The organism is Aeromicrobium erythreum, from assembly GCF_001509405.1.
GTDB classification, from domain to species: Bacteria; Actinomycetota; Actinomycetes; order Propionibacteriales; family Nocardioidaceae; genus Aeromicrobium; species Aeromicrobium erythreum.
This window is the reverse complement of record NZ_CP011502.1, coordinates 2,536,332-2,557,800: the sequence shown is the minus strand read 5'-3', so window position 1 is coordinate 2,557,800 and position 21,469 is coordinate 2,536,332. Positions and strand designations below refer to the sequence as shown.

Annotated in this window: 18 protein-coding genes and 1 pseudogene; 10 read left to right on the top strand and 9 right to left on the bottom strand. The window is 72.2% G+C overall.

Annotated elements, in window-relative coordinates; translation table 11 throughout:
• Positions 1-55: 55 nt before the first annotated feature.
• From Aeryth_RS12070 to Aeryth_RS12055, 4 genes are read left to right on the top strand one after another with little or no spacing between them, the layout of a single operon-like run.
• Positions 56-1,405 carry a bifunctional folylpolyglutamate synthase/dihydrofolate synthase gene (locus Aeryth_RS12070; RefSeq protein WP_067859005.1) on the top strand — a complete coding sequence of 450 codons (1,350 nt, stop codon included), beginning with the start codon at positions 56-58 and terminating at the stop codon, positions 1,403-1,405.
• Positions 1,402-1,746: a DUF4233 domain-containing protein gene (locus Aeryth_RS12065; protein ID WP_067859002.1), complete on the top strand. Its 345-nt coding sequence runs from the start codon at positions 1,402-1,404 to the stop codon at positions 1,744-1,746. Before Aeryth_RS12070 ends, Aeryth_RS12065 begins: the two co-directional genes overlap by 4 nt.
• 40 nt (positions 1,747-1,786) lie before the next feature.
• Positions 1,787-2,473, top strand: a complete 687-nt coding sequence (locus Aeryth_RS12060) for a metallophosphoesterase family protein (protein ID WP_067858999.1) — start codon at positions 1,787-1,789, stop codon at positions 2,471-2,473.
• Positions 2,463-3,320, top strand: coding sequence for a ParB N-terminal domain-containing protein (locus Aeryth_RS12055; RefSeq protein ID WP_067858996.1), 858 nt, complete (start codon positions 2,463-2,465; stop codon positions 3,318-3,320). The genes Aeryth_RS12060 and Aeryth_RS12055 overlap by 11 nt, the downstream gene beginning before the upstream one ends.
• Positions 3,321-3,359: 39 nt before the next feature.
• Here the strand turns inward: Aeryth_RS12055 and Aeryth_RS12050 are convergent, their stop codons facing one another.
• From Aeryth_RS12050 to Aeryth_RS12030, 5 genes are all read right to left on the bottom strand, one after another.
• Positions 3,360-4,523 (bottom strand): ABC transporter ATP-binding protein, encoded by a 1,164-nt coding sequence (locus Aeryth_RS12050; protein WP_067858993.1) that lies wholly within the window; start codon positions 4,521-4,523, stop codon positions 3,360-3,362.
• A 3-nt stretch (positions 4,524-4,526) separates the two neighbouring features.
• Positions 4,527-5,369 carry a carbohydrate ABC transporter permease gene (locus Aeryth_RS12045; RefSeq protein WP_067858990.1) on the bottom strand — a complete coding sequence of 281 codons (843 nt, stop codon included), beginning with the start codon at positions 5,367-5,369 and terminating at the stop codon, positions 4,527-4,529.
• A 1-nt stretch (position 5,370) separates the two neighbouring features.
• Positions 5,371-6,282, bottom strand: coding sequence for a carbohydrate ABC transporter permease (locus Aeryth_RS12040; protein ID WP_083516424.1), 912 nt, complete (start codon positions 6,280-6,282; stop codon positions 5,371-5,373).
• Complete coding sequence (locus tag Aeryth_RS12035) at positions 6,279-7,592, bottom strand: extracellular solute-binding protein (RefSeq protein ID WP_144433765.1); 1,314 nt, start codon at positions 7,590-7,592, stop codon at positions 6,279-6,281. The genes Aeryth_RS12040 and Aeryth_RS12035 overlap by 4 nt, the downstream gene beginning before the upstream one ends.
• A 103-nt stretch (positions 7,593-7,695) precedes the next feature.
• Positions 7,696-9,381, bottom strand: coding sequence for a glycoside hydrolase family 13 protein (locus Aeryth_RS12030; RefSeq protein WP_236749732.1), 1,686 nt, complete (start codon positions 9,379-9,381; stop codon positions 7,696-7,698).
• 159 nt (positions 9,382-9,540) lie between these two features.
• Here Aeryth_RS12030 and ndk point away from each other — a divergent pair, with 159 nt between their 5' ends.
• On the top strand, positions 9,541-9,951 hold the full coding sequence (gene ndk, locus Aeryth_RS12025; RefSeq protein ID WP_067858982.1) for a nucleoside-diphosphate kinase: 411 nt from the start codon (positions 9,541-9,543) through the stop codon (positions 9,949-9,951).
• A gap of 96 nt (positions 9,952-10,047) precedes the next feature.
• Here the strand turns inward: ndk and Aeryth_RS12020 are convergent, their stop codons facing one another.
• From Aeryth_RS12020 to Aeryth_RS12010, 3 genes are all read right to left on the bottom strand, one after another.
• Positions 10,048-10,977, bottom strand: coding sequence for a hypothetical protein (locus Aeryth_RS12020; RefSeq protein WP_067858979.1), 930 nt, complete (start codon positions 10,975-10,977; stop codon positions 10,048-10,050).
• A gap of 230 nt (positions 10,978-11,207) precedes the next feature.
• Entirely contained in the window at positions 11,208-11,867 is a 660-nt protein-coding gene (locus Aeryth_RS12015) for a hypothetical protein (protein WP_067858976.1), read from the bottom strand.
• A 25-nt stretch (positions 11,868-11,892) separates the two neighbouring features.
• Entirely contained in the window at positions 11,893-12,684 is a 792-nt protein-coding gene (locus Aeryth_RS12010; protein ID WP_067858974.1) for an aggregation-promoting factor C-terminal-like domain-containing protein, read from the bottom strand.
• A 162-nt stretch (positions 12,685-12,846) separates the two neighbouring features.
• On the opposite strand from Aeryth_RS12010, the gene Aeryth_RS12005 reads away from it, so the two are divergent.
• Positions 12,847-14,775 carry a TIGR03960 family B12-binding radical SAM protein gene (locus Aeryth_RS12005; RefSeq protein ID WP_067858971.1) on the top strand — a complete coding sequence of 643 codons (1,929 nt, stop codon included), beginning with the start codon at positions 12,847-12,849 and terminating at the stop codon, positions 14,773-14,775.
• Between the two features lie 540 nt (positions 14,776-15,315).
• Here the strand turns inward: Aeryth_RS12005 and Aeryth_RS12000 are convergent.
• Positions 15,316-16,575, bottom strand: coding sequence for an MFS transporter (locus Aeryth_RS12000; RefSeq protein WP_083516422.1), 1,260 nt, complete (start codon positions 16,573-16,575; stop codon positions 15,316-15,318).
• An 86-nt stretch (positions 16,576-16,661) separates the two neighbouring features.
• On the opposite strand from Aeryth_RS12000, the gene Aeryth_RS11995 reads away from it, so the two are divergent.
• From Aeryth_RS11995 to rpmA, 4 genes and pseudogenes are all read left to right on the top strand, one after another.
• Complete coding sequence (locus Aeryth_RS11995; RefSeq protein WP_067858965.1) at positions 16,662-17,444, top strand: TIGR03936 family radical SAM-associated protein; 783 nt, start codon at positions 16,662-16,664, stop codon at positions 17,442-17,444.
• A gap of 180 nt (positions 17,445-17,624) precedes the next feature.
• A pseudogene (locus tag Aeryth_RS11990) lies at positions 17,625-20,045 on the top strand (Rne/Rng family ribonuclease); the annotation flags it as partial.
• A gap of 844 nt (positions 20,046-20,889) precedes the next feature.
• A complete protein-coding gene (gene rplU / locus Aeryth_RS11985; RefSeq protein WP_067858960.1) occupies positions 20,890-21,201 on the top strand; it encodes a 50S ribosomal protein L21 in 312 nt (103 codons plus the stop codon).
• Positions 21,202-21,213: 12 nt separating this feature from the next.
• Positions 21,214-21,468 (top strand): 50S ribosomal protein L27, encoded by a 255-nt coding sequence (gene rpmA / locus Aeryth_RS11980; protein ID WP_067858958.1) that lies wholly within the window; start codon positions 21,214-21,216, stop codon positions 21,466-21,468.
• Position 21,469 lies beyond the last annotated feature (1 nt).

Below are 21,469 nucleotides of genomic sequence, written 5' to 3'. Positions count from 1 at the left end.
GGCCACCGACGCTCCGACCGGCGGTCGCGGGGCCGGGCCTGGGATACTGGGGGCGATGAGCAACCCCACCTACGCCGAGGTCGAGGCGGCCCTGCTGGGCCGCTGGCCCGAGACCAGGCTCGAGCCGTCGCTCGAGCGCATCACCGCGCTGTGCCGCCTGCTCGGCGACCCGCAGGACGCCTACCCGGTCGTGCACCTCACCGGCACCAACGGCAAGTCCTCGACCGCGCGCATGGTCGACGCGCTGCTGCGGGCGCTCGACCTGCGCACCGGCCGCTTCACCAGCCCGCACCTGCAGAGCATGACCGAGCGGATCAGCCTCGACGGCGAGCCGCTCACCGAGGAGCAGTTCGTCGAGGCGTTCGCCGACGTCGCGGCGTACGCGCAGGTCGTCGACGACAGCCAGCCGCACCCGGTCTCGTTCTTCGAGCTGACCGTCGCGATGGCGTTCGCTGCGTTCGCCGACGCACCGGTCGACGCCGCCGTCGTCGAGGTCGGCATGGGCGGCTCGTGGGACGCGACCAACGTCGCGCACGGCAAGGTCGCCGTGGTCACCCCGGTGGCCGTCGACCACGCTCGCTACCTCGGCGACACCGCCGCCGAGGTAGCCGTCGAGAAGTCGGGCATCATCAAGGCCGGCTCGCACGCGGTGCTCGCCGCGCAGGAGCCCGACGTGCTCGACGTGCTCGTGCGCCGCAGCCTCGAGGTCGGCGCCACGGTGCTGCGCGAGGGCGTCGACTTCGGCGTCGTCGAGCGGCTCAACGCCGTCGGTGGGCAGCAGGTCGCGCTGCAGGGCCTCAACGCGCGCTACGACGACGTGCTCCTGCGGCTGCACGGTGCCCACCAGGCGCAGAACGCCGCCGTGGCGCTCGCGACGGTGGAGGCGTTCGTCGACGCCGAGCTCGACGGCGACCTCGTGCGCGCCGCGTTCGGCGAGGTCACGTCGCCCGGTCGCCTCGAGGTCCTGCGCCGCAGCCCCACGGTGCTCGTCGACTCCGCCCACAACCCGCACGGCGTGCGGGCGGCGGTCGAGACGGTGCAGGACGCGTTCACGTTCAGCCCGCTCGTCGGCGTCGTCGGCGCCATGGCCGACAAGGACGTCGAGGAGATGCTGCGCGAGCTGGAGCCCGTGCTGGCGCACGTCGTGTGCACGCAGAACAGCCTCGACCGCTCGATGCGCGCCGAGGAGCTCGGCGAGCTGGCCGAGGAGGTGTTCGGCGAGGACCGCGTGACGGTCGTGCGCAGCCTCGACGACGCCCTGGTGCGGGCGATCGCCATGGCCGAGACCGGCGAGGGCATGGAGGAAGCGATCGGCAGCGGTGGCGTGCTCGTGATCGGGTCCGTCGTGACGGCCGGCGAGGCGCGCATCCTGCTCGGCGGCGGGCCGGCCGGCGGTGCCGCATGAGGGGCATGTGCGCCGCGATGCTCACGTTCGAGGCGATCCTCCTCGGTCTGAGCACCCCGGTCATGATCACCGTCGAGGACGTGCCGGCCTCCACCGCGCTCCCGCTCGGGCTCGGCCTGGCGGTGCTGTGCATCCTCACCGCGGGCATGCTGCGCCGGCCGTGGGGCTACACCGTCGGGCACCTCATCCAGGTGGCGTCGGTCGCGCTCGGCTTCCTGGTGCCGGCGATGTTCTTCGTGGGCGGCATGTTCGCGCTGCTCTGGGTCAGCGCGTTCGTGCTGGGCCGACGGATCGAGGAGGACAAGCGGCGCTGGGCCGAGGAGGGCCCCGACCCGGTCTGACGCCCTCGCGTCGTGGCCCCGACCTGCCTACGGTGGAGCCATGGTGCGTGTGCTGGCAGTGTCCGACGAGGTGGTGGACTCGATCCACCACCCGCAGGTGCGTCGGCTCGCGCCCGACCTGGTGGTCGGCACGGGGGACCTGCCGTGGGACTACCTCGAGTTCCTGGCCTCGGCGCTCGACGTCCCGGTCGTCTTCGTCCCGGGCAACCACGACCCCGAGGTCGTCACGCGGGCGACCGGCTGGCGGGCGGTGCTGACCGGTGACGGCATGCCGCACGCCGACCCGCGACCGATCGGGTGCAGGAGCGCCGACGGACGGGTCGTCGAGGCGGCGGGCCTGCGGATCGCCGGGCTCGGCGGCAGCATCCGCTACAGCAACGGCGCCAACCAGTACACGCAGCGCCAGCTCGCGCGTCGCGCCCGACGGCTCCTGCGCCGCGCCGGCGAGGAGCCCGTCGACCTCCTCCTCACCCATTCCCCGCCGAGCGGCCTCGGCGACGAGGACGACCCGCCCCACCGGGGCTTCGACGCGCTGCGCCAGGTGCTCGACGTCCTGCGACCGACGTGGCACCTGCACGGGCACGTCCACCCCTACGGCATGGCCAAGCCCGACCGGCACGTCGGGCCGACCACGCTGCGCAACGTCATCCCCTACCAGCTCATCGACGTCGAGCCGGTCCGCCGGCCGGTCGGCGTCGCCGTCGAAGGAGACTCCGATGGTCAGTGACTCCGGCTCGCCCCGGGTGGACGCCGAGAGCGACTTCCTGCGCGCCCGCCGCGCGCAGGTGCTCGCGTCGCTCGCGGCGCGGCTGCGCAACGACCGCGACGACGTCGTGCGGTCGCTGTCCTTCGACGAGGTCGTGGAGGCCCTCGGCCGTCGCGGCGAGCACTACGTCGGGACGAAGGTCATCCCGCTCGACGCGATCGTGGGGTCGGTGGACAAGGAGCGCGACTTCGACCGACGCTTCCGCCCGACGTCGACGCGCAGCCGCGAGCGCTGGGAGAGGCTGGCGCTGGCCAGCCGGCGGGGCGAGGTCATCCCGCCGATCGAGGTCTACCAGGTCGGCGACTACTACTTCGTGCGCGACGGCCACCACCGCGTCTCCGTGGCCCGGAGCATGGGGGAGTCGGTGATCGAGGCCCGCGTGACCGCCGTCGACACGCTGCTCACGCCGACGGGCGTCGACGTCCGGTCCGACCTCGAGCTCAAGCACTGGCGACGGCTCATGCTCGAGCGCGTGCCCTTCACGGGGGAGGCTCGTGCGGCGATCGCCTTCGACCACCCCGAGCAGTACGGCGAGATCGCCGAGACGGTGGAGGCGTGGGGAGCGCGGACGATGCACGCCGAGCGCGCCTACATGGACAAGGAGACGATGGCGGCGCGCTGGTACGCCGAGGAGTTCGAGCCCGTCGCGCGGCTCATCGAGGACGCCGGCGTCCGCGGCCCCAAGGAGCGTCTGGCTGCCGCGTACCTGCGGGTGGCCTGCGAGCGGTACCGCCTCATCCGCGAGCACGACTGGAACGCCGAGGTCATGGGGCAGGTGCGGGTGCGGTCCCGACCGCCGCGACGCTGAGGCGCCTCGGCGGCCGGTCCGCCGACCGGACCACGACGGTCAGAGGCCGACGGTGAGGTTCTCGCCGCTCTTCGGGTCGAAGAAGTGCAGCCGGTCGGAGTCGATGAACAGGGTCACGTCGTCGTCGCCCTGCGCGCCGCTCGCCGCGTCGAGCGAGACGACGAGCTGGGTGCGCAGCGACTCGCTGTCGGCCTCGCGGGCGAGGTCGCGCAGCTGGTCCTGGACCTGCGCCTCGGCGTCGTAGGGCACGTAGGCGTACTGCTGGTCGCCGAGCCACTCGCGCACGTCCACGTGGGCCTGGAACGTGCGCGTGCCGTCGACCGCGTCGTCGGCCATCACGGACACGTCCTCGAAGTGCTCGGGCCGGATGCCCGCGAGCAGCAGCCCCTTGCCCTCGGTGCGCTCGGCCTTGTCGGCGGGCAGCGGGAACGTGCCGAACGGCAGCGTGACCTGGCCGTCCTCGACGGTCGCGGGCAGGAAGTTCATCGGCGGGGAGCCGATGAAGCCGGCCACGAACAGGTTGACGGGCTGCTCGTACAGCTCGCGGGGCGAGGCGAGCTGCTGCAGGACGCCGCGCTTCATGACGGCCACCCGGTCGCCGAGCGTCATGGCCTCGGTCTGGTCGTGCGTGACGTAGACGGTGGTGATGCCGAGCTGCTTTTGCAGCCGGGCGATCTCGGTGCGCATCTGGCCGCGCAGCTTCGCGTCGAGGTTCGACAACGGCTCGTCGAACAGGAACGCCTTCGCGTCGCGGACGATCGCGCGACCCATCGCCACGCGCTGGCGCTGACCGCCGGACAGGTTGCCGGGCTTGCGCTCGAGGTGCTCGTCGAGGTCGAGCGTCCTGCTCGCCTGACGGACCTTCTCGTCGATCTCCTTCTCGGGGCGCTTCTTCAGCCGCAGCGGGAAGGCGATGTTCTCGTACACCGTGAGGTGCGGGTAGAGCGCGTAGTTCTGGAAGACCATCGCCAGGTTGCGGTCGCGCGGCGCGAGGTCGTTCACGCGCTCGCCGCCGATGACCATGTCGCCGGAGGTGATGTCCTCCAGGCCGACGATCATCCGCAGCAGCGTCGACTTCCCGCAGCCCGAGGGGCCGACGAGGATCAGGAACTCGCCGTCGGCGACGTCGATGCTGACGTCGTTGACCGCGGGGAAGCCGTCACCGTACTTCTTGACGATGTTCTTCATCTCGATGGTGGCCATGGATCAACCCTTCACTGCGCCGGCGGTGAGGCCCGCGACGATCTTTCGCTGGAAGAACAGGACGAGGAGGATGACCGGCACCGTGGCGACGACGGCGGCGGCCGCCAGCAGCGAGGCCGGCCGGTTGAACGGGTCGGCGCCGACGAAGAACGACAGCGCCGCGGGGATGGGTCGGGCACGCTCGGTCGACGTGAGCGAGATGCCGAAGACGAAGTCGTTCCACGCGAAGAAGAACGTCAGGATCGCGGCGGTGAACACGCCGGGCGCCGCCAGCGGGACGATCACCTTGCGGAACGCCTGCCACGACGTCGCGCCGTCGACCTGCGCGGCCTGCTCCATCTCCCACGGGATCTCGCGGAAGAAGGCCGAGAGCGTCCAGATCGCGAGGGGCAGCGTGAAGGAGATGTAGGGGATCATCAGGCCCCACCACGTGTCGTACAGCCCGAACGTGCGCCACATGTCGAACAGCGGCCCGACCAGCGAGACCACGGGGAACATGGCGATCACGAGCGCGGTGGTGAGGACGAACCGCTTCCCCTTGAACTCCAGTCGCGCGACCGCGTACGCGGTGAGCGTGGCCAGGGCGACGGAGATCAGCGTGGCGCTCAGCGACACGACGATCGAGTTGCGGATGGCGAGCAGGAAGTTGTCGTCCTGCAGCACCTGTCGGTAGTTGTCGAGGCCCGTCCAGGCGTCGCCGGGGAGGAACCCTGGGCTGCCGTTGGTGACCGCCTCCTGGCTCTTGAACGACAACGAGATGATCCAGGCCACCGGCAGGAGGCACCACAGCAGGATCAGGACGAAGCCGACGAGCGTGCCGACGCGGGTGAGGGGGTTCTTGGTCATCTCACGCCTCCTGCCGCGCGTCCGCGAGGTTGACGCGGAAGATCTTGACGATGAGGAAGGCGACCACCAGCACCGAGAGGAACAGCAGCACCGAGAGGGCCGAGCCGATGCCCAGCTGGAACTGCTCGATCACCTGCCGGTAGGTCAGGAAGGAGATCGACTCGGTGCCGTTGGCGCCGGCGGTCATGACGAAGATGTTGTCGAAGATGCGGTAGGCGTCGAGCGCGCGGAACAGCACCGCCACCATGATGGCGGCGCGCATGTTCGGCAGGATCACCTTCCACAGCCGCTGCCACCACGTGGCGCCGTCGACCTTGGCCGCCTCGAGCATGTCCTCGGGCACCTGGGCCAGACCGGCGAGCAGGAGCAGCGCCATGAACGGCGTGGTCTTCCAGATCTCCGACACCATGATCGCGACCATCGAGCTCTCGTAGCTCGCGAACCAGTTGAAGTCGTCGGCGACGAACGGCAGCCACTGGTTCACGAAGCCGTTGGTGTTGGAGAACGCGAACTGCCAGGCGAAGCCGGAGACGACGGTGATGATGCCGTAGGGGATGAGGATCGAGGTCCGCACGAGCCCGCGGGCGAAGATCAGCCGGTGCATCACCATCGCGAAGGCGAAGCCGATGACCAGCTCGACGGCGACGGTCACGACCATGATGAAGACGGTGTTCGCGGTGTCGCGCCAGAAGAGGCTGTCGGTCAGGGCCGTCACGTAGTTGTCGAGGCCGACGAACTCGCGCTCGTCGGGAGCCGTCAGCGAGTAGCTGAAGAGCGACAGGTAGAGCGCACGCAGCATCGGGAACGCGGTGACGAGCAGCATCAGCGCGACGGCCGGCGCCACCAGCCTCAGGGCGAGCCGGTTCTCGCCGCGGCTGCGGTCGGAGGCGCGGGTGGCGGTGGAGGTGCTCACAGCAGGGCCTCCCCTCGGAGGACGGCGCCCAGGAAGTCGGCCGACTTCTTCGGCGTGGTGTCGGGGTCGACCTGGCGCGGGGAGTGCCAGACGGACTGGATCGCGCTCGAGATCTGGCTGTAGAACGCGCTCTTCGGGCGCGGGCCGCCGGTGTCGATGCTCTCGGCCCACAGGGCGAGCAGGTCGGCCGGGTAGGCGTCCTTGAGCGCCGCGGAGTCGTAGACCGACTGGCGCGCCGGCATGAGGCCCTCGTTGACGGCGAGGTCGCGCTGCGCCTCGGCGTTCGTGACGCACACGGCGGCCTCCTGGGCGAAGTCGGGGTGCTTCGAGAAGGCGCCGACGCCGATGTCGATGCCGCCGATCGGGGGCCGTGACTCCTCGCCCTCCACGGTCTGTGGGTAGCGGGCCCAGCCGAGGTCCTTCAGCTCGTCCTCGTCCTTCGGTCCGCCCGCCTTGCCGACGAGTCCCTCGTAGTTCTTGTAGACGAAGGTCCAGTTGGTCATGAACTCACCGGGCCCCTCGGCCGGGAACATCTGGCCGAGGCTGGTGCCCTCGTTCGACGTCGTGAAGTCGGGCTGCGCGGCCTTGGACCTCGCCAGCTTCCGGATGACGGCGGCGGCCTCCTTGCCAGCCTCGCTGTCGATGGTGACCTTGGCGTCGCGACCGTCCTCGACGGTCGACGGGTCGAGGATGTTGCCGCCCGCGCCCTGGATGAGGCTGTTGATCCACACGACGTACGCCTCGTACTTGTTGGCCTGGACGCCGACGGTGCCGCCCTCCTGCGAGGCGGCGTCGATCACCTGGTCCCACGTGACGGGCCGGCTCATGTCGAGACCGGCCGCCTGCGCGAGGGACTTGCGGTACCAGACCACCTGGGTGTTGGCCCACTGCGGCGCGGCGACCACCTCGTCGTTCCACGTGACCGTCTCGGCAGCGCCCTTGAGGACGTCGTCGTCGAGCACCGCGTCGGCCTGCTCGCCCTCGAACGGCTTGAGCCACTTCGCGTTCGCGAACTCCGGCACGAACACCGGATCGAGGCTCATCAGGTCGGTCGAGCTGTCGCCGGCCGCGAGCCGCCGCGCGAGCTGCGTGCGCTGGTCGGTGGCGCTGGCGGGCAGCAGCCGGATGTCGATGTCGTAGTCGTCGGTGCTGCACCTGTCGGCCAGCGCGTTCAGCGTGTCCTGGCCGTCGGGGTTGATGTACCAGGTCAGCGTCGGCTTCCCGCTCGACCCGCCGCACGCGGCGAGCAGCGAGGAGCCGAGCGCGACGCTCGCGACCACCGCTGCGGTCCGTCGTCGTCTGCCCGTCATGAGCTGCCTCCCGTTCGCTCGTCCCGTGGTGATCGGCGCCACACGGGACTCCTCAACGTAGGGGCGCGCCGACGACGACGCAACCCAGGACCGGGACGATCGGTCAGGACCCGGTGAGGCGTGTCCACACGGTCGTGTCCGACGGGAGCCGGCCGTCGTCGAGGTCGCCGCTGGCCACGAGGACCTCGCCGGCGGGGAGCGTGACGGGGGCGTCGGAGAGGTTCGTGCGCACCTCCGCGACGCCCGTGCCGTCGGCGTCGAGGAGCCGCAGGGCGAGCACGTCGGGCGGGGCGTCGGGCAGCCACGTGAGGGTGGCCGTGCCGAGCCCGAGCTCGCGACGGACGCGCAGGAGCCGGCGGTAGAGCTCGAGCGTCGAGCCCTCGACGCCACGCTGACGACCGGGCGCCAGGTCGGCGTACCCGGGAGGCTGCGGCAGCCACGGCTCGCCGGGCCCGAAGCCCAGCGACGGGCCGTCGGACGCCCACGGCACGGGCACGCGGCACCCGTCGCGTCCGTGGCGGGTGCCGCCCGAGCGCGCGAACGTCGGGTCCTGCAGCACCTCGTCGGGCAGCCGCGTGTGGTCGGGCAGGCCCAGCTCCTCGCCCTGGTAGAGGTAGGCCGATCCGGGGAGCGCGAGCATGAGCGCGGTGGCCGCGCGAGCACGGCGCAGACCGAGCACGGGGTCGGGCTGCTCGTCGCGCGGTCCGATCCCCTCGACCTCGGCCACCTGGGTCGCGTCGGACCGGCCGAGACGCGTCGCGTGACGCACGACGTCGTGGTTGGAGAGCACCCACGTCTGCGGCGCACCGACGGCGCCGGCGCTGGCCAGGGCGTCGTCGACCGACGCGCGCAGGGCGTCGGCCCGCCACGGCGTCATAAGGAAGGAGAAGTTGAAGGTCTGGTGCAGCTCGTCGGGCCGCACGTACGCGGCGAGCGCCTCGGCGGGCTGCACCCAGGCCTCGCCGCACAGCATCCGGTCGTCGTCCTCGCCCCACAGCGCGGTCTGCGTGCCGCGGTACTCCTCGACGAGCGCGCGCCACCGGCGGTACACGTCGTGCACGCCGGGCTGGTCCCACATGGGCAGGAGGCTGCTGCGGTCGCGGGTCTCGTCGAGGCTGAGGTCGGCGTCGGGCAGCCCGTCGGCCTTCACCAGGCCGTGCGCGACGTCGATGCGGAACCCGTCGACGCCGCGGTCGAGCCAGAAGCGCAGCACCGACTCCAGCTCGGCGTGCACCTCGGGGTTCGTCCAGTCGAGGTCGGGCTGCGAGCCGTCGAAGAGGTGCAGGTACCACTCGCCGGGGGAGCCGTCGGGGTCGGTCGTGCGGGTCCAGGCCGGGCCGTCGAACTTGGACTGCCAGTTGTTCGGGGGCTCGGAGCCGTCGTCGCCGCGGCCCGGGCGGAACACGTAGCGGGCGCGTTCGGGGCTGCCGGGACCGGCGGCGAGCGCGGCGTGGAACCAGGGGTGCTCGCTCGACGTGTGGTTCGGCACGACGTCGACGACCACCCGCAGGCGGAGGTCGTGGGCGCGCGCGACGAGGGCGTCGAGGTCGGCGAGCGTGCCGAACAGCGGGTCGACGTCGCGGAAGTCGGCCACGTCGTAGCCGCCGTCGTTCTGCGGGGAGACGTAGAAGGGCGAGAGCCACAGCGCGTCGACGCCGAGGTCGGCGAGGTGCTCCAGGCGCGACGTGATGCCGGGCAGGTCGCCGACGCCGTCGCCGTCCGCGTCGGCCCACGAGCGCGGGTAGACCTGGTAGATGACGGCGTGGCGCCACCACGGCTGGTTGCTCACGGTTCCTCCGGGGCTCGCGGGTCGACGGTCGAGGACGCGTCGTGCCGCCGCCAGGTGGTGGGTGAGGGCCCGCGCCCCCGCCGCCGGAGGTCGTGTCCCACGCTACCGACGCAGCCACCACGGTCGGGCGGGGAGCCCCGCCCCCGCTAGGTTGAGGGCATGTCCCAGCGCACGCTCGTCCTGCTCAAGCCCGACACCGTCCGCCGCGGCCTCGTCGGCGAGGTCCTCCGCCGCTACGAGGCCAAGGGCCTCACGATCGTGGCGATGGAGCACCGCGCCATCGACGCCGAGCAGGCCGACGCCCACTACGCGGAGCACGTCGAGCAGCCCTGGTACCCGCCGCTGCGCGCGTTCGCGACCTCGGGCCCGCTCGTCTCCCTCGTGCTGGAGGGCGACGAGGCCATCGCCGTCGTCCGTGCGCTCAACGGCGCCACCGACGGCCGCGCCGCCGCCCCCGGCACCATCCGCGGCGACCTCTCGCTGTCGAACCGCGAGAACCTCGTCCACGCGTCGGACTCCGAGGAGTCCGCCGCCCGCGAGATCGCCCTCTGGTTCCCGTCCCTCGCCTGACCCCACCTCGGCGCAAGATTCTGCGTTCGTGTGCGGCCGGCCGAACGATGCTGCGTCGGTGACGGGATCCCGACACGAACGCAGCGTCGTGGACCGTCACGCACGGGAACGTCGCATCGTGCGCCGGTTCGGGGAGCGCGGCAGGAGCTCGGGTGCCGGGGCGCCCTCCCAGCCGTGCGCCCGAGCCATGCGGTCGAGCTGGTCCAGGACGCTCCCTGGGTGGTTCCGCACCGCGTAGGAGGAGAAGGTCAGGCCGTGCCGACCGGTGATCACCACCTCGTTGGCGCGCACCAGGTCGTCGTCCCACTGCTCAACCGCGAGGTGCGGGATCCCGTGGACCTCCACACCGAACCCGAGCTGCTCGCACCAGACGTCGAGGTAGAAGCGCCCGCTCGGTCCGCGGACTGCCTCCTGCCTGCTGGCTCGGGGCAGCCCGCTCGCGCGCCAGATCGCGGCGAAGTCGCGCTCGGGCACCGACTGGATGCCTCCCGACGCGTCGAGGATCGAGGAGACGATGACGCTGCGGTGGCGGCACCGACCGCGTCGGGCCAGGGCCTCGCGCAGGTGCCGGGGCGTGACGAGCCCGCACTGCAGCGCGCTGATGACGATCCAGCGGGCGTACCGCTCGCTGCCGTGCCACGAGGCGGCGTCGAGCACCGACCGAGCGGGCCGTGTGCGGCGTGGACGACGCTCGGGATGCACGTCGTCGTCATCGAGCGCGCCGGACCAGTGCGGGGTCGCATCCGGCCACGACGGTGCTCGTGCCCCCGACGGGAGCACGACGAGGTGGCGCGGGTCGCGGGCGTCGAACCCGTCGTGGCGCAGCGCCGCGGCCCCGCCGAGGGCCGAGCGCGGGGGTGACGACGCGAGCGCCAGAAGGTCGCGCTCGTGCTGGCTCAGTGGTCCACTGTGGGTGACGACGACACCGCGGCAAGGGCGGGTCCAGAGGCCGTCACGGATGCGCCGCCGGACGGGCCATGCGCCGAAGAGGTCCTGCGCCTCGCGGATGCTCAACACCGTGTCCATGCGTCCACGCTGCCTGGCTCCGCGCTGTGACGGGGACGGGTGTCGGCGAGCTGTGGACGACCGTGTCGTCGGCGTAGGCCCGTCCACAACCGCGCGCACGATGCTGCCTTCGCGTGCCGAGCTCGAGCGCTTATGCGTTCGCGACGGGATCCGGACGTGAACGCAGCATTCTTTGGCCCGGTGCGCAGGATCGCTCAGGAACGCAGAATCGTGCGTCCCCACCAGCCAGGTCAGGCGGGGTCGAGCGGGGGAGGCTCGGCGGGGCCGGCCCAGGGGACGACGACGTGGGCGAGGACGCCGTGGAAGCGTCCGCGGACCTCCTCGGGCAGCCAGACGACCTCGTGCGACTGCGAGGCGATGTCGACGGTGCCCTGGAGGGTCACGGCGTCGACCGCCTGGCGCGGCGCGTCGCCGACCCGGTCCTCGTACTCGACGAGGGTGACGCCGACGCTGATCGGCACCTCGTTGCGGTTCACGAGGCCGACGCCCCAGAACTCCGCCGGCTCGAGGGTCGCTCGCTCCTCGAGATCGACCATGACGGCCTCGACCGGAGCGACGACGCCGTCGAGGTCGACCTGCTCCATGGACTCGACGTGCACCTCGACGCCGCGCACGTTGCGGGCGCCCTGACCGTGGAAGTGCAGCACGTCGACGGCGCTCGCGCCCGGTGGGGCGACGACCTCGCCGCGGTCGATGCCGAGCACGGTGCCGACCTCGACGTTCGGCAGCTCACGGCCGTACACGTCGCGCGGGACGAAGCGCAGGATCGGACGCAGCCCGACCTCGGAGCCGTTGCGCAGCGTGACCGTCTGGTCCGGTGCGTCGGGATCGGTCGACTTCGGGACGTAGGAGAGCGTGATCGGTGGCTTGCGCCGGTTGAACAGACCCATGGCAGGAGAGCCTACGGACGTCGGCTCAGTACCAGCCGGCACCCTGCTTGAACGACCACGCCTCGCAGGGGGATCCGTAGCGGTCCTGGATGTAGCCCAGACCCCACCGGATCTGCGTGGCGGGGTTCGTCTGCCAGTCGGAGCCGGCCGACGCCATCTTCGAGCCGGGCAGCGACTGCGGGATGCCGTAGGCGCCGGACCCGGGGTTCTCGGCGTCGACCTGCCAGCCGCTCTCCTGCGTCCAGATGTTGTCGAGACACTGGAACTGGCTGGCGTCCCAGCCGAAGTCGGCGAGCATGGCACGCGCGACGGCGCGGGGGTCGGCGTCCTCGAGCGCCTTCTGGCGAGCGGCCTCCGCCTTCGCCTCGGCGGCGGCCTTGCGCCGCGCCTCCGCGCGGGCTGCGGCCTCGCGGGCCTCGTCGGCGGCGCGCTCGCTGGCGGCCCGCTGGCCCTCGGCCTTCGCCTTCAGCTCATCGACCTTCGAGTCGGCCTCCTGCTGCACGAGCACCGCGTCGGACACACGCTGTGCGGCGGCGAGGGGCGTCGCGATCGCGGCGACGGGACGCAGCCCGGCCTCCTCGGTGGCCGCGGCGGCGGGGCTGGAGCCCACGGCCTGGGCACCGGCGGTCAGGCCGCTGACCACCACCACGCCGCCCACGGCGCACACCGAGAGGGCGCGCTTGCTGGGCAGCGCGTCGGTGACGTCGGCCAGGGTGTCGAGGGCGCGATCACGCCGGCGCTCGAACGCCGACGGTGCGCGGTGACGTGCCATCCGGTGCCGACCGCCCGACCGGTCGACGGTGTCGTCGTGACGCACACACTCTCCTGCAGGCTCGGGGACGGGGCGGGGAAGGGCCCGGGACGAAGCCTCCACTGTAGACGCCGAGACTGAGAGCCGCGGCAGGTTCTCTCAGGTCGGACGCAGGGGCCGAGCCCGCGGGGTCTCGACCACGCCCGTTCGCCCCGTACCCTGGAGGGCATGTCCGTCGAGTCCGTCTTCCCTCGTCTCGAGCCCCTCCTGCCCACCGTCGGCAAGCCGATCCAGTACGTCGGCGGCGAGCTCAACGCGACGGTGAAGGAGTGGGACGACGTCAGCGTCCGCTGGGCGCTGATGTACCCCGACGCCTACGAGGTGGGCCTGCCCAACCAGGGCGTCCAGATCCTCTACGAGGTGCTCAACGAGCGCGACTGGCTGCTCGCCGAGCGCACCTACGCCGTGCAGGCCGACATGGAGGCGGTGATGCGCGAGCACGCGATCCCGCAGTTCACGGTCGACGCGCACCGCCCGGTGCGGGCCTTCGACGTGCTCGGCATCTCCTTCGCCACCGAGCTCGGCTACACGAACATGCTGACGGCGCTCGACCTCGCCGGCATCCCGCTGCACGCCTCTGACCGCACCGACGACGCCCCGATCGTCCTCGCCGGCGGGCACAGCGCCTTCAACCCCGAGCCGGTGGCCGACTTCCTCGACGCCGCCGTGCTCGGCGACGGCGAGGAGATCGCCCTGGCGATCAGCGAGGTCGTGCGCGAGTGGAAGGACGAGGGACGTCCGGGCGGACGCGACGAGCTGCTGCTGCGCCTCGCGGCGTCCGGCGGTGTCTACGTGCCGCGCTTCTACGACGTCGACTACCACGACGACGGCCGCATCGCGTCGGTCCGGCCGAACCGTGACGGCGTGCCCTGGCGCGTCCGCAAGCACACCGTGATGGACCTCGACCAGTGGCCGTACCCGCGCAACCCGCTCGTGCCGCTCGCCGAGACCGTCCACGAGCGCTACTCCGTCGAGATCTTCCGTGGCTGCACGCGCGGCTGCCGGTTCTGCCAGGCCGGCATGATCACGCGCCCGGTGCGCGAGCGGTCGCTGCAGACCATCGGCGAGATGATCGACACCGGGCTGCAGCGGTCGGGCTACCAGGAGGTCGGCCTGCTGAGCCTCTCGAGCGCCGACCACACCGAGATCGGCGACCTGGCCAAGCAGCTGGGCGACCGGTACGAGGGGACGAACACGTCGCTGTCGCTCCCGTCGACGCGGGTCGACGCCTTCAACATCACGCTCGCCAACGAGTTCAGCCGCAACGGCCGACGCTCCGGCCTGACGTTCGCGCCCGAGGGCGGCAGCGAGCGGCTGCGCAAGGTGATCAACAAGGCCGTCACCGAGGACGACCTCATCCGCACCGTCACCGCCGCCTACTCGCACGGGTGGCGGCAGGTGAAGCTCTACTTCATGTGTGGCCTGCCGACCGAGACCGACGAGGACGTGCTCCAGATCGGCGTGCTCGCCAAGAAGGTCATCGAGGCCGGACGTGAGGCGTCGGGGCGGCGCGACATCCGCTGCACCGTGAGCATCGGCGGCTTCGTGCCGAAGCCGCAGACCCCCTTCCAGTGGGCCGCGCAGCTCGACCACGAGACGACCGACGAGCGGCTGCGGAAGCTGCGCGAGTCGGTGCAGTCGGACAAGCGCTTCGGTCGCGCCATCGGCTTCCGCTACCACGACGGGCGCCCTGGCATCGTCGAGGGACTGCTCTCGCGCGGCGACCGTCGTGTGGGCCGGGTCATCGAGGAGGTGTGGCGCGACGGCGGCCGCTTCGACGGCTGGAGCGAGCACTTCTCCTTCGAGCGCTGGGAGTCGAAGGCGGCCGACGTCTTCGCCGACCAGCCCGTCGACCTCGACTGGTACACCACCCGCGAGCGCGGTCACGACGAGGTCCTCCCGTGGGACCACCTCGACGCCGGCCTCGACAAGGAGTGGCTGTGGGAGGACTGGGAGGACGCTCTCGACCCCGAGGCCCTCGAGATCGAGGACTGCCGCTGGACGCCCTGCTACGACTGCGGCGTCTGCCCCCAGATGGGCACCGACATCCAGATCGGCCCGACCGGCCAGAAGCTGCTGCCGCTCACCGTGGTGTGAGGCTCGTGCCGTCTGCGTGATCGTGGCGCTGCGGGGGTCTCTTCTTGCTGCTGCGCTGCCGTAGGTGGCTTGTGCTTGCTGGTGCGCTGCCGCAGGGCGTCTGGTCTTGCTGGTGCGCTGACTCGGCTCACGCTGGGGTGGCCTCCGAAAGGGCCTCGACCGGCAGCGGTCCTGGCCATGGCTTCGGGTCTCGGGGTCTGGTCTGGGCTCGCGCTTGGACGCAGGATTCTTCGTCTCTGCGGTTCTCGGGCGAAGGTTCGGCGTTGGCGGGCTGTTGGCGCAGACGTCTCTGCGTTCGCGCGCTCAAGTCCGAAGGCTTCTGCGTTCACGACGGGATCCCATAGCAAACGCAGAACCCTGCGCCCACTCCGTGCCCGAGCCACAGCCCGAGACCCCAGACCAGCGCGGAGGCCAGCCGCCCGGTCGAGGCCCTTTCGGAGACCAGACACAGCGAAGGCCAAGGCAGCGCACCAGCAGGTCGTGGCCCCCTGCGGCAGCGCAGGCAGCGCTCCCAGCGGGAACGGACCCCCCGCCCGACCCTCACCCCACCCGCGACGCGGACGCGAGGTCGTCCTCGACGGTGCCGCCACGGTCGACGAGGGTGCCGAGGAAGCCGATGAGGACGGCGGCGGCCATGAGGACGACGACGGGGACGGTCCAGGAGCCGGTGAGGTCGTGGAGGAGGCCGGTGCCGAACGGGCCGAGGCCGGCGAGGAGGTAGCCGACGGACTGGGCGAAGGCGGAGAGGGCGGCGGTGCCCTCGGTGGTGCGGGTGCGACGACCGAACATGATCAGCACCCAGGTGAAGGTGCACCCGCCCAGGCCGAGCAGCACGGCCCACAGCCACGGTGCGGCCGTCGGCGCGGCCAGCACGCCGCCCCAGCCGGCGACGGTGAGCGCCGCGAACGACCACGGCAGCACGCCGGTGCCGCCGAGCCGGGCGACGAGCGGCGGCAGCAGCAGCGTCATCGGGATGCCGACGGCGGCGAGCAGGCCCTGCATCGCTCCGGCCGTGCCGCTCGCGAGGCCCGCGTCGGCGAGGATCGTCGGGAACCAGCCGAACTGTGCGTAGGCCTGCGCGGCCTGCACGGCGAAGCAGAGGGTGCACACCCACGCGAGCCGGCTGCGGGCTACCTGCGACAGCGGGATGCCCGATGGCCGCTCCAGCCCTGCGGTCCGGCTCGACCGCAGCGCCACCGGGAGCCACGGCAGCAGGGCGGCGACGGCGAGCAGCGCCCACACGGCCACACCGGCACGCCAGTCGCCGAGGGCGTCGGACACGGGCACGGTGACCACCGAGCTGGCCGCACCGCCGGCCATGAGCGCCGCCCCGTACAGCGCCCCGACGAGGGCCAGGCGGTCCGGGAAGTGCTCCTTCGCGAGGGCCGGCAGGATCACGTTGCCGACCGCGCAGGCGGCGAGCGTCACCACGGAGAGGACGAGGAACGGGACGGTGGAGCCGACCGTCGCGCGGGACGCCAGGCCGAGCGCCAGCACCACGAGCAGCGTCGCGGCGGTGCGGTCGAGGCCCAGGACGCGGACCACCCGCGACGTCGTCGCCCCGAACACGGCGAAGCACAGCACCGGCAGCGTCGTCAGCACGCCGGCGACGGTCGCGCTCATCCCGAGGTCGTCACGCAAGGGGTCGACCACCACGCCGACGCTGCCGACGGCGACCCGCAGGTTCAGGGCGAGCAGCACGATCGCGGCGCCGACCAACCAGGCCGGACCGCTGCGCGTCGACGAGGTCGTGCCGGAAGAGGTCGTGCCAGGCGAGGTGGGGTCGGCGGGGGAGGTCACCGACCCATCCAACGCCAGGGTCCCGGCCGTCGCGCGGGCGACCCGACCCGACCCGCGGCGCGACGTCGCTCGGTACCCTCGACGACATGTCCGACGGCAGCACGACCCTGCGCGGCACCCCCAACCCCGAGGCGCCCAACCCGCAGCTGCCCATCGTGCAGCGGCTGCGGATCCGTTTCGCCAAGCGTGGTCGGCTACGGTTCACGAGCCACCGCGACTTCGGCCGCGCGTTCGAGCGCGCCGTGCGCCGCGCGCGGGTGCCGATCGCCTTCTCCTCCGGCTACACGCCGCACCCGAAGATCTCCTTCGCGGGAGCGGCCCCCACGGGTGCCGCCAGCGAGGCGGAGTTCCTCGAGATCGGCCTCACCGAGACGCGCGACCCCGAGGCCGTGCGCGCCGCGCTCGACGACGCGCTCCCACCGGGAATCGACATCCTCGAGGTCGTCGCGGCACGGCAGGGCGCAGGCTCGCTCGCCGACCGCCTGGAGGCCAGCGAGTGGGTCATCGAGCTGCGCGACACGCCGGTCGAGCGGGCCCAGGAGGCGGCCGACGCGTTCCTCGCGGCGGAGCAGGTCGACGTCGAACGGATGACCAAGCGCGGCATGCGCACCTTCGACGCGCGGGCCGCCGTCCAGTCGCTGTCGGTCGGTTCGTCCGACGGTCCGGGTGTGGCGTATGCGATACTGACCGTGGTCGTCCGGCACCAGAACCCGTCGGTACGACCGGACGACGTACTCTCCGGACTCCGCATCCGCGGGGACCTGACGCTCGAGCAGACGCCGCTGGCGACCCGCTCGGCCCAAGGTCCTCTGGACGCAGGGACCGGGACGGTCGGCGATCCGCTCGCCCTCGACCGCGACGCACCCTGATCGGGTGCTGACCGCGGCGGGCCGGGCGAGGAGCCAGTGACAGGCCGCACGTCGACCACCCCGGGACGCGCCAGCGCTCCGGGCCCGACAGAAGACTTTCGGCACCGGCCCCTCGGGGCGGGAGCCGCAGACGCAGAACCCCGTCCGCCCTGCGGCGTACCCGGGGACTGAGGAGAGCACATGCTCGACGACGACACGAACACTCCGACCACCGAGTCCACCCCCGCGGTGCGCACCAGGCGCCGGGCCGCCGGCCGGCCCGCCGGGCCACCTGCCGCGGTGAGCACCGACATCTTCGCGGCGCCCGCCTCGGACGCCCCCGCCGCGCCGACCATCCCGCCGGCCGAGAAGGCACCGACCGCCACGGTCGTCACCAAGACGCCCGCGCGACGCTCCACCCGCAAGGCCGCGCCGCCGGCACCCGTCGCCGATGACGCCGCAGCACAGGCCCCGGCCGACGACGTGGCGACCGCCGGTGACACCACGGCCGACGCCGCTGCGGCCCCGGCTGCCAAGCCGGCTCGCAAGCGTCCGCCGCGCAAGAAGGCCGCCCCGAAGCCCGCCGCCGAGGACGCGCCGACGGACTCCACGGCCGACGAGACCGTCGCCGAGGAGCCGGTGACCGACGAGGCCGGTGCGAGCGAGGAGCAGCCTGCCAAGGCCCCCGCCAAGCGTCCCGCGCGCAAGCGCGCCCCCCGCGCCGCTCGCCCGGCCGACGAGGTCTCGCCCGTCGCCGTCGCCTTCCAGGCCCCCGAGCCGGTCGCCGCGCCCGCGGCGCAGGTCGAGGACGACGACGAGGACGACGAGCAGACGTCCACCGACGACGCGACCACGGCCGAGGCGACCACGGCGCCCGAGCAGGACCAGGACGAGTCCGGCGAGGGCGGGGGAGGCGGCTCGAAGCGCCGTCGCCGCAGCCGTGGCGGACGCCGCCGGAACAAGAGCGACGAGCCGCGCGAGAGCCAGGGCCAGGACGGCACCGCCGCCGAGTCCCAGACCGACGACTCCGATGACCAGGCCGCTGCCGACTCCGACGACCAGGAGGGTGAGGGCCAGGGCGGCACCACGCGCCGTCGCCGTCGCCGTGCACGCGCCGGTGACAAGCCGTCCGCGTCGCCCGACGACCCCGAGAACACCGTCGTGCGGGTCCGTGAGGGCCGCAACCCCGAGGACGAGATCGCCGGTGTGTCCGGCTCGACCCGTCTGGAGGCCAAGAAGCAGCGCCGTCGCGAGGGTCGCGAGGCCGGTCGTCGTCGTGCGCCGATCGTCTCCGAGGCCGAGTTCCTGGCCCGCCGCGAGGCCGTCGACCGCCAGATGGTGGTGCGTCAGCACCGCGCGACCAGCCACGGCTCCACCGACAACTACACCCAGATCGCCGTCCTCGAGGACTCCGTGCTCGTCGAGCACTACGTGGCCCGCGAGAGCCAGACGTCGCTCATCGGCAACGTCTACCTCGGCAAGGTCCAGAACGTGCTGCCGAGCATGGAGGCCGCGTTCGTCGACATCGGCGCCGGTCGCAACGCCGTCATCTACGCCGGCGAGGTCGACTGGAGCGGCGTGCAGAACGGCAAGGCGCGCAAGATCGAGGAGGCGCTGAGCCCCGGCCAGCAGATCCTCGTGCAGGTCACGAAGGACCCCATCGGCCAGAAGGGCGCCCGGCTCACGAGCCAGATCAGCCTGCCCGGTCGCTTCCTCGTCTACGTGCCCGGCGGACAGTCCAACGGCATCTCCCGCAAGCTGCCCGACACCGAGCGCTCGCGGCTCAAGGCCCTCCTCAAGGAGGTGCTGCCCGAGGACGCCGGCGTCATCGTGCGCACGGCCGCCGAGGGGGCCACGGAGGACCAGCTCACCCGCGACGTCACGGCGCTGACGGCCCGCTGGGAGGACATCAAGGTCAAGGCCGGGCTCGACGACGACGCCTCGCCGAAGGCGAAGGCCCCGCAGCTGCTGTACGCCGAGCCCGACCTCGTCATCAAGGTCGTGCGCGACCTGTTCAACGAGGACTTCGCGTCGCTCGTGGTCGAGGGCTCCGACGCCTGGGACAACATCTCCGGCTACATCCGCCACGTCGCGCCCGACCTGGCGGAGCGGCTGCAGGAGTGGTCGCCCGCCGACCACGACGGCCGCGACTCCTTCGACGTGCTGCGCATCGACGAGCAGATCCAGAAGGCGCTGCAGCGCAAGGTCTGGCTACCGTCCGGCGGCTCGCTCGTCATCGACCGCACCGAGGCGATGACGGTCGTCGACGTCAACACCGGCAAGTTCACCGGCTCCGGGGGCAACCTCGAGGAGACGGTGACCAAGAACAACCTCGAGGCCGCCGAGGAGATCGTGCGCCAGCTGCGGCTGCGCGACATCGGCGGCATCATCGTCGTCGACTTCATCGACATGGTGCTCGAGAGCAACCGCGACCTGGTGCTGCGCCGCCTCGTGGAGTGCCTCGGTCGCGACCGCACCCGCCACCAGGTGGCCGAGGTGACGTCGCTCGGCCTGGTGCAGATGACCCGCAAGCGGATCGGCACGGGCTTGCTCGAGTCGTTCAGCACCGAGTGCGAGCACTGCGACGGTCGCGGCGTGGTCGTGACCGCCGAGCCGGTCGAGCCCAAGAAGGAGGAGCCGCGCGGCCGCTCCCGTCGTGGGCGTGGCAACGGTGGCAACGGCAACGGCAACGGCGGGAACGGCAACGGCGGGAACGGCAACGGCAACGGCAACCGCCGGGGCCGCGACGACGAGGCCGCCGCCGACACGACCACCGACGAGACGACGGCGGACGAGACGCCCGGTGCGGACACGAGCACCTCGAACGGCACCTCCGGCGGCTCGACCTCCGGGTCGTCGCGCGGTGGGCGCTCGCGTCGCGGCTCGTCGCGCGCGAAGGCCGACGCTGCCGCGAGCGAGTCCGCGACGAGCGACGACGCGTCCACGGGCACGTCGGAGGAGGCGCTGACGGAGTCGCCCGCCCCTGCGGTCGACGCCGTCCTCGAGCCGACGCCGACCGACGAGGCCCCGGCCGCGAGCCCGGCGGACGAGGCTGAGAGCCCCGCGAAGGAGGCCGCTGCCGACGCGGAGGAGGCCGCCCAGCCCGTCCCGTCCGACGTCCCCGAGCCGATCGTCGCCTCGGCGCCGCAGCCGGTGCAGGACGCCCTGCCGACGCCCGAGGCCGAGCAGGTCCCCGCGACCGTCGAGCCGGAGCCGAAGCTCGAGTCGGCGCCGGACGCCGGTGACGAGGGTGACGAGCCGACCGGCGAGACCCCCGCTTTGACCGAGCCGGGGGAGGGTCCGTAGTATGGATCCTCGGCGCGCCGTGCGCGCCGATCGTCCTGTCCGGGTGTGAGCCCGGCACCGGCCCGGTCCAGCGCAGCCGCTGAGCCCAGGCCCCGTCGGACCCGGACGCCCCCGGCCCCCGGCACACACAGCTTCCAGCAAGAACCGAGTGAGGAATCCCGTGGTCTACGCAATCGTGCGCAGTGGCGGCACGCAGCAGAAGGTCGCCGTCGGCGACGTCATCGAGATCGACCAGCTCGGCCTGGCCGAGGGCGAGTCCGTCTCGCTGCCGGCCGTCCTGTACGTCGACGGCGACGCCGTGACGGCCGACGCCGACAGCCTCTCGACGGTCTCCGTGACCGCCGAGGCGATCGGCGCGACCAAGGGTCCGAAGATCATCATCCAGAAGTACAAGAACAAGACCGGCTACAAGAAGCGCCAGGGTCACCGTCAGAAGTACACCCAGGTCAAGATCACCGGCATCGCGAAGTAGAGGACTGAACTCATGGCACACAAGAAGGGCGCAGCCTCCACCAAGAACGGCCGCGACTCCAACGCACAGCGCCTCGGCGTCAAGCGCTTCGGCGGCCAGCTCGTCAACGCCGGCGAGATCATCGTCCGCCAGCGCGGCACCCACTTCCACCCCGGCACCAACGTCGGCCGTGGCGGCGACGACACGCTCTTCGCGCTGTCGGCCGGCTCGGTCGAGTTCGGGACGCGTCGCGGCCGCAAGGTCGTGAACATCGTTCCGGGCGAGTAAC

Coding starts and splice junctions, on each gene's coding strand:
- Aeryth_RS12020 (WP_067858979.1), bottom strand. CDS start 10,977: ATGGACACGGTGTTGAGCATCCGCGAGGCGCAGGACCTCTTCGGCGCA.
- Aeryth_RS11995 (WP_067858965.1), top strand. CDS start 16,662: ATGTCCGACGGCAGCACGACCCTGCGCGGCACCCCCAACCCCGAGGCG.
- Aeryth_RS12065 (WP_067859002.1), top strand. CDS start 1,402: ATGAGGGGCATGTGCGCCGCGATGCTCACGTTCGAGGCGATCCTCCTC.
- ndk (WP_067858982.1), top strand. CDS start 9,541: ATGTCCCAGCGCACGCTCGTCCTGCTCAAGCCCGACACCGTCCGCCGC.
- Aeryth_RS12015 (WP_067858976.1), bottom strand. CDS start 11,867: ATGGGTCTGTTCAACCGGCGCAAGCCACCGATCACGCTCTCCTACGTC.
- Aeryth_RS12050 (WP_067858993.1), bottom strand. CDS start 4,523: ATGGCCACCATCGAGATGAAGAACATCGTCAAGAAGTACGGTGACGGC.
- Aeryth_RS12005 (WP_067858971.1), top strand. CDS start 12,847: ATGTCCGTCGAGTCCGTCTTCCCTCGTCTCGAGCCCCTCCTGCCCACC.
- Aeryth_RS12035 (WP_144433765.1), bottom strand. CDS start 7,592: ATGACGGGCAGACGACGACGGACCGCAGCGGTGGTCGCGAGCGTCGCG.
- rpmA (WP_067858958.1), top strand. CDS start 21,214: ATGGCACACAAGAAGGGCGCAGCCTCCACCAAGAACGGCCGCGACTCC.
- Aeryth_RS12055 (WP_067858996.1), top strand. CDS start 2,463: ATGGTCAGTGACTCCGGCTCGCCCCGGGTGGACGCCGAGAGCGACTTC.
- Aeryth_RS12070 (WP_067859005.1), top strand. CDS start 56: ATGAGCAACCCCACCTACGCCGAGGTCGAGGCGGCCCTGCTGGGCCGC.
- Aeryth_RS12060 (WP_067858999.1), top strand. CDS start 1,787: ATGGTGCGTGTGCTGGCAGTGTCCGACGAGGTGGTGGACTCGATCCAC.
- Aeryth_RS12045 (WP_067858990.1), bottom strand. CDS start 5,369: ATGACCAAGAACCCCCTCACCCGCGTCGGCACGCTCGTCGGCTTCGTC.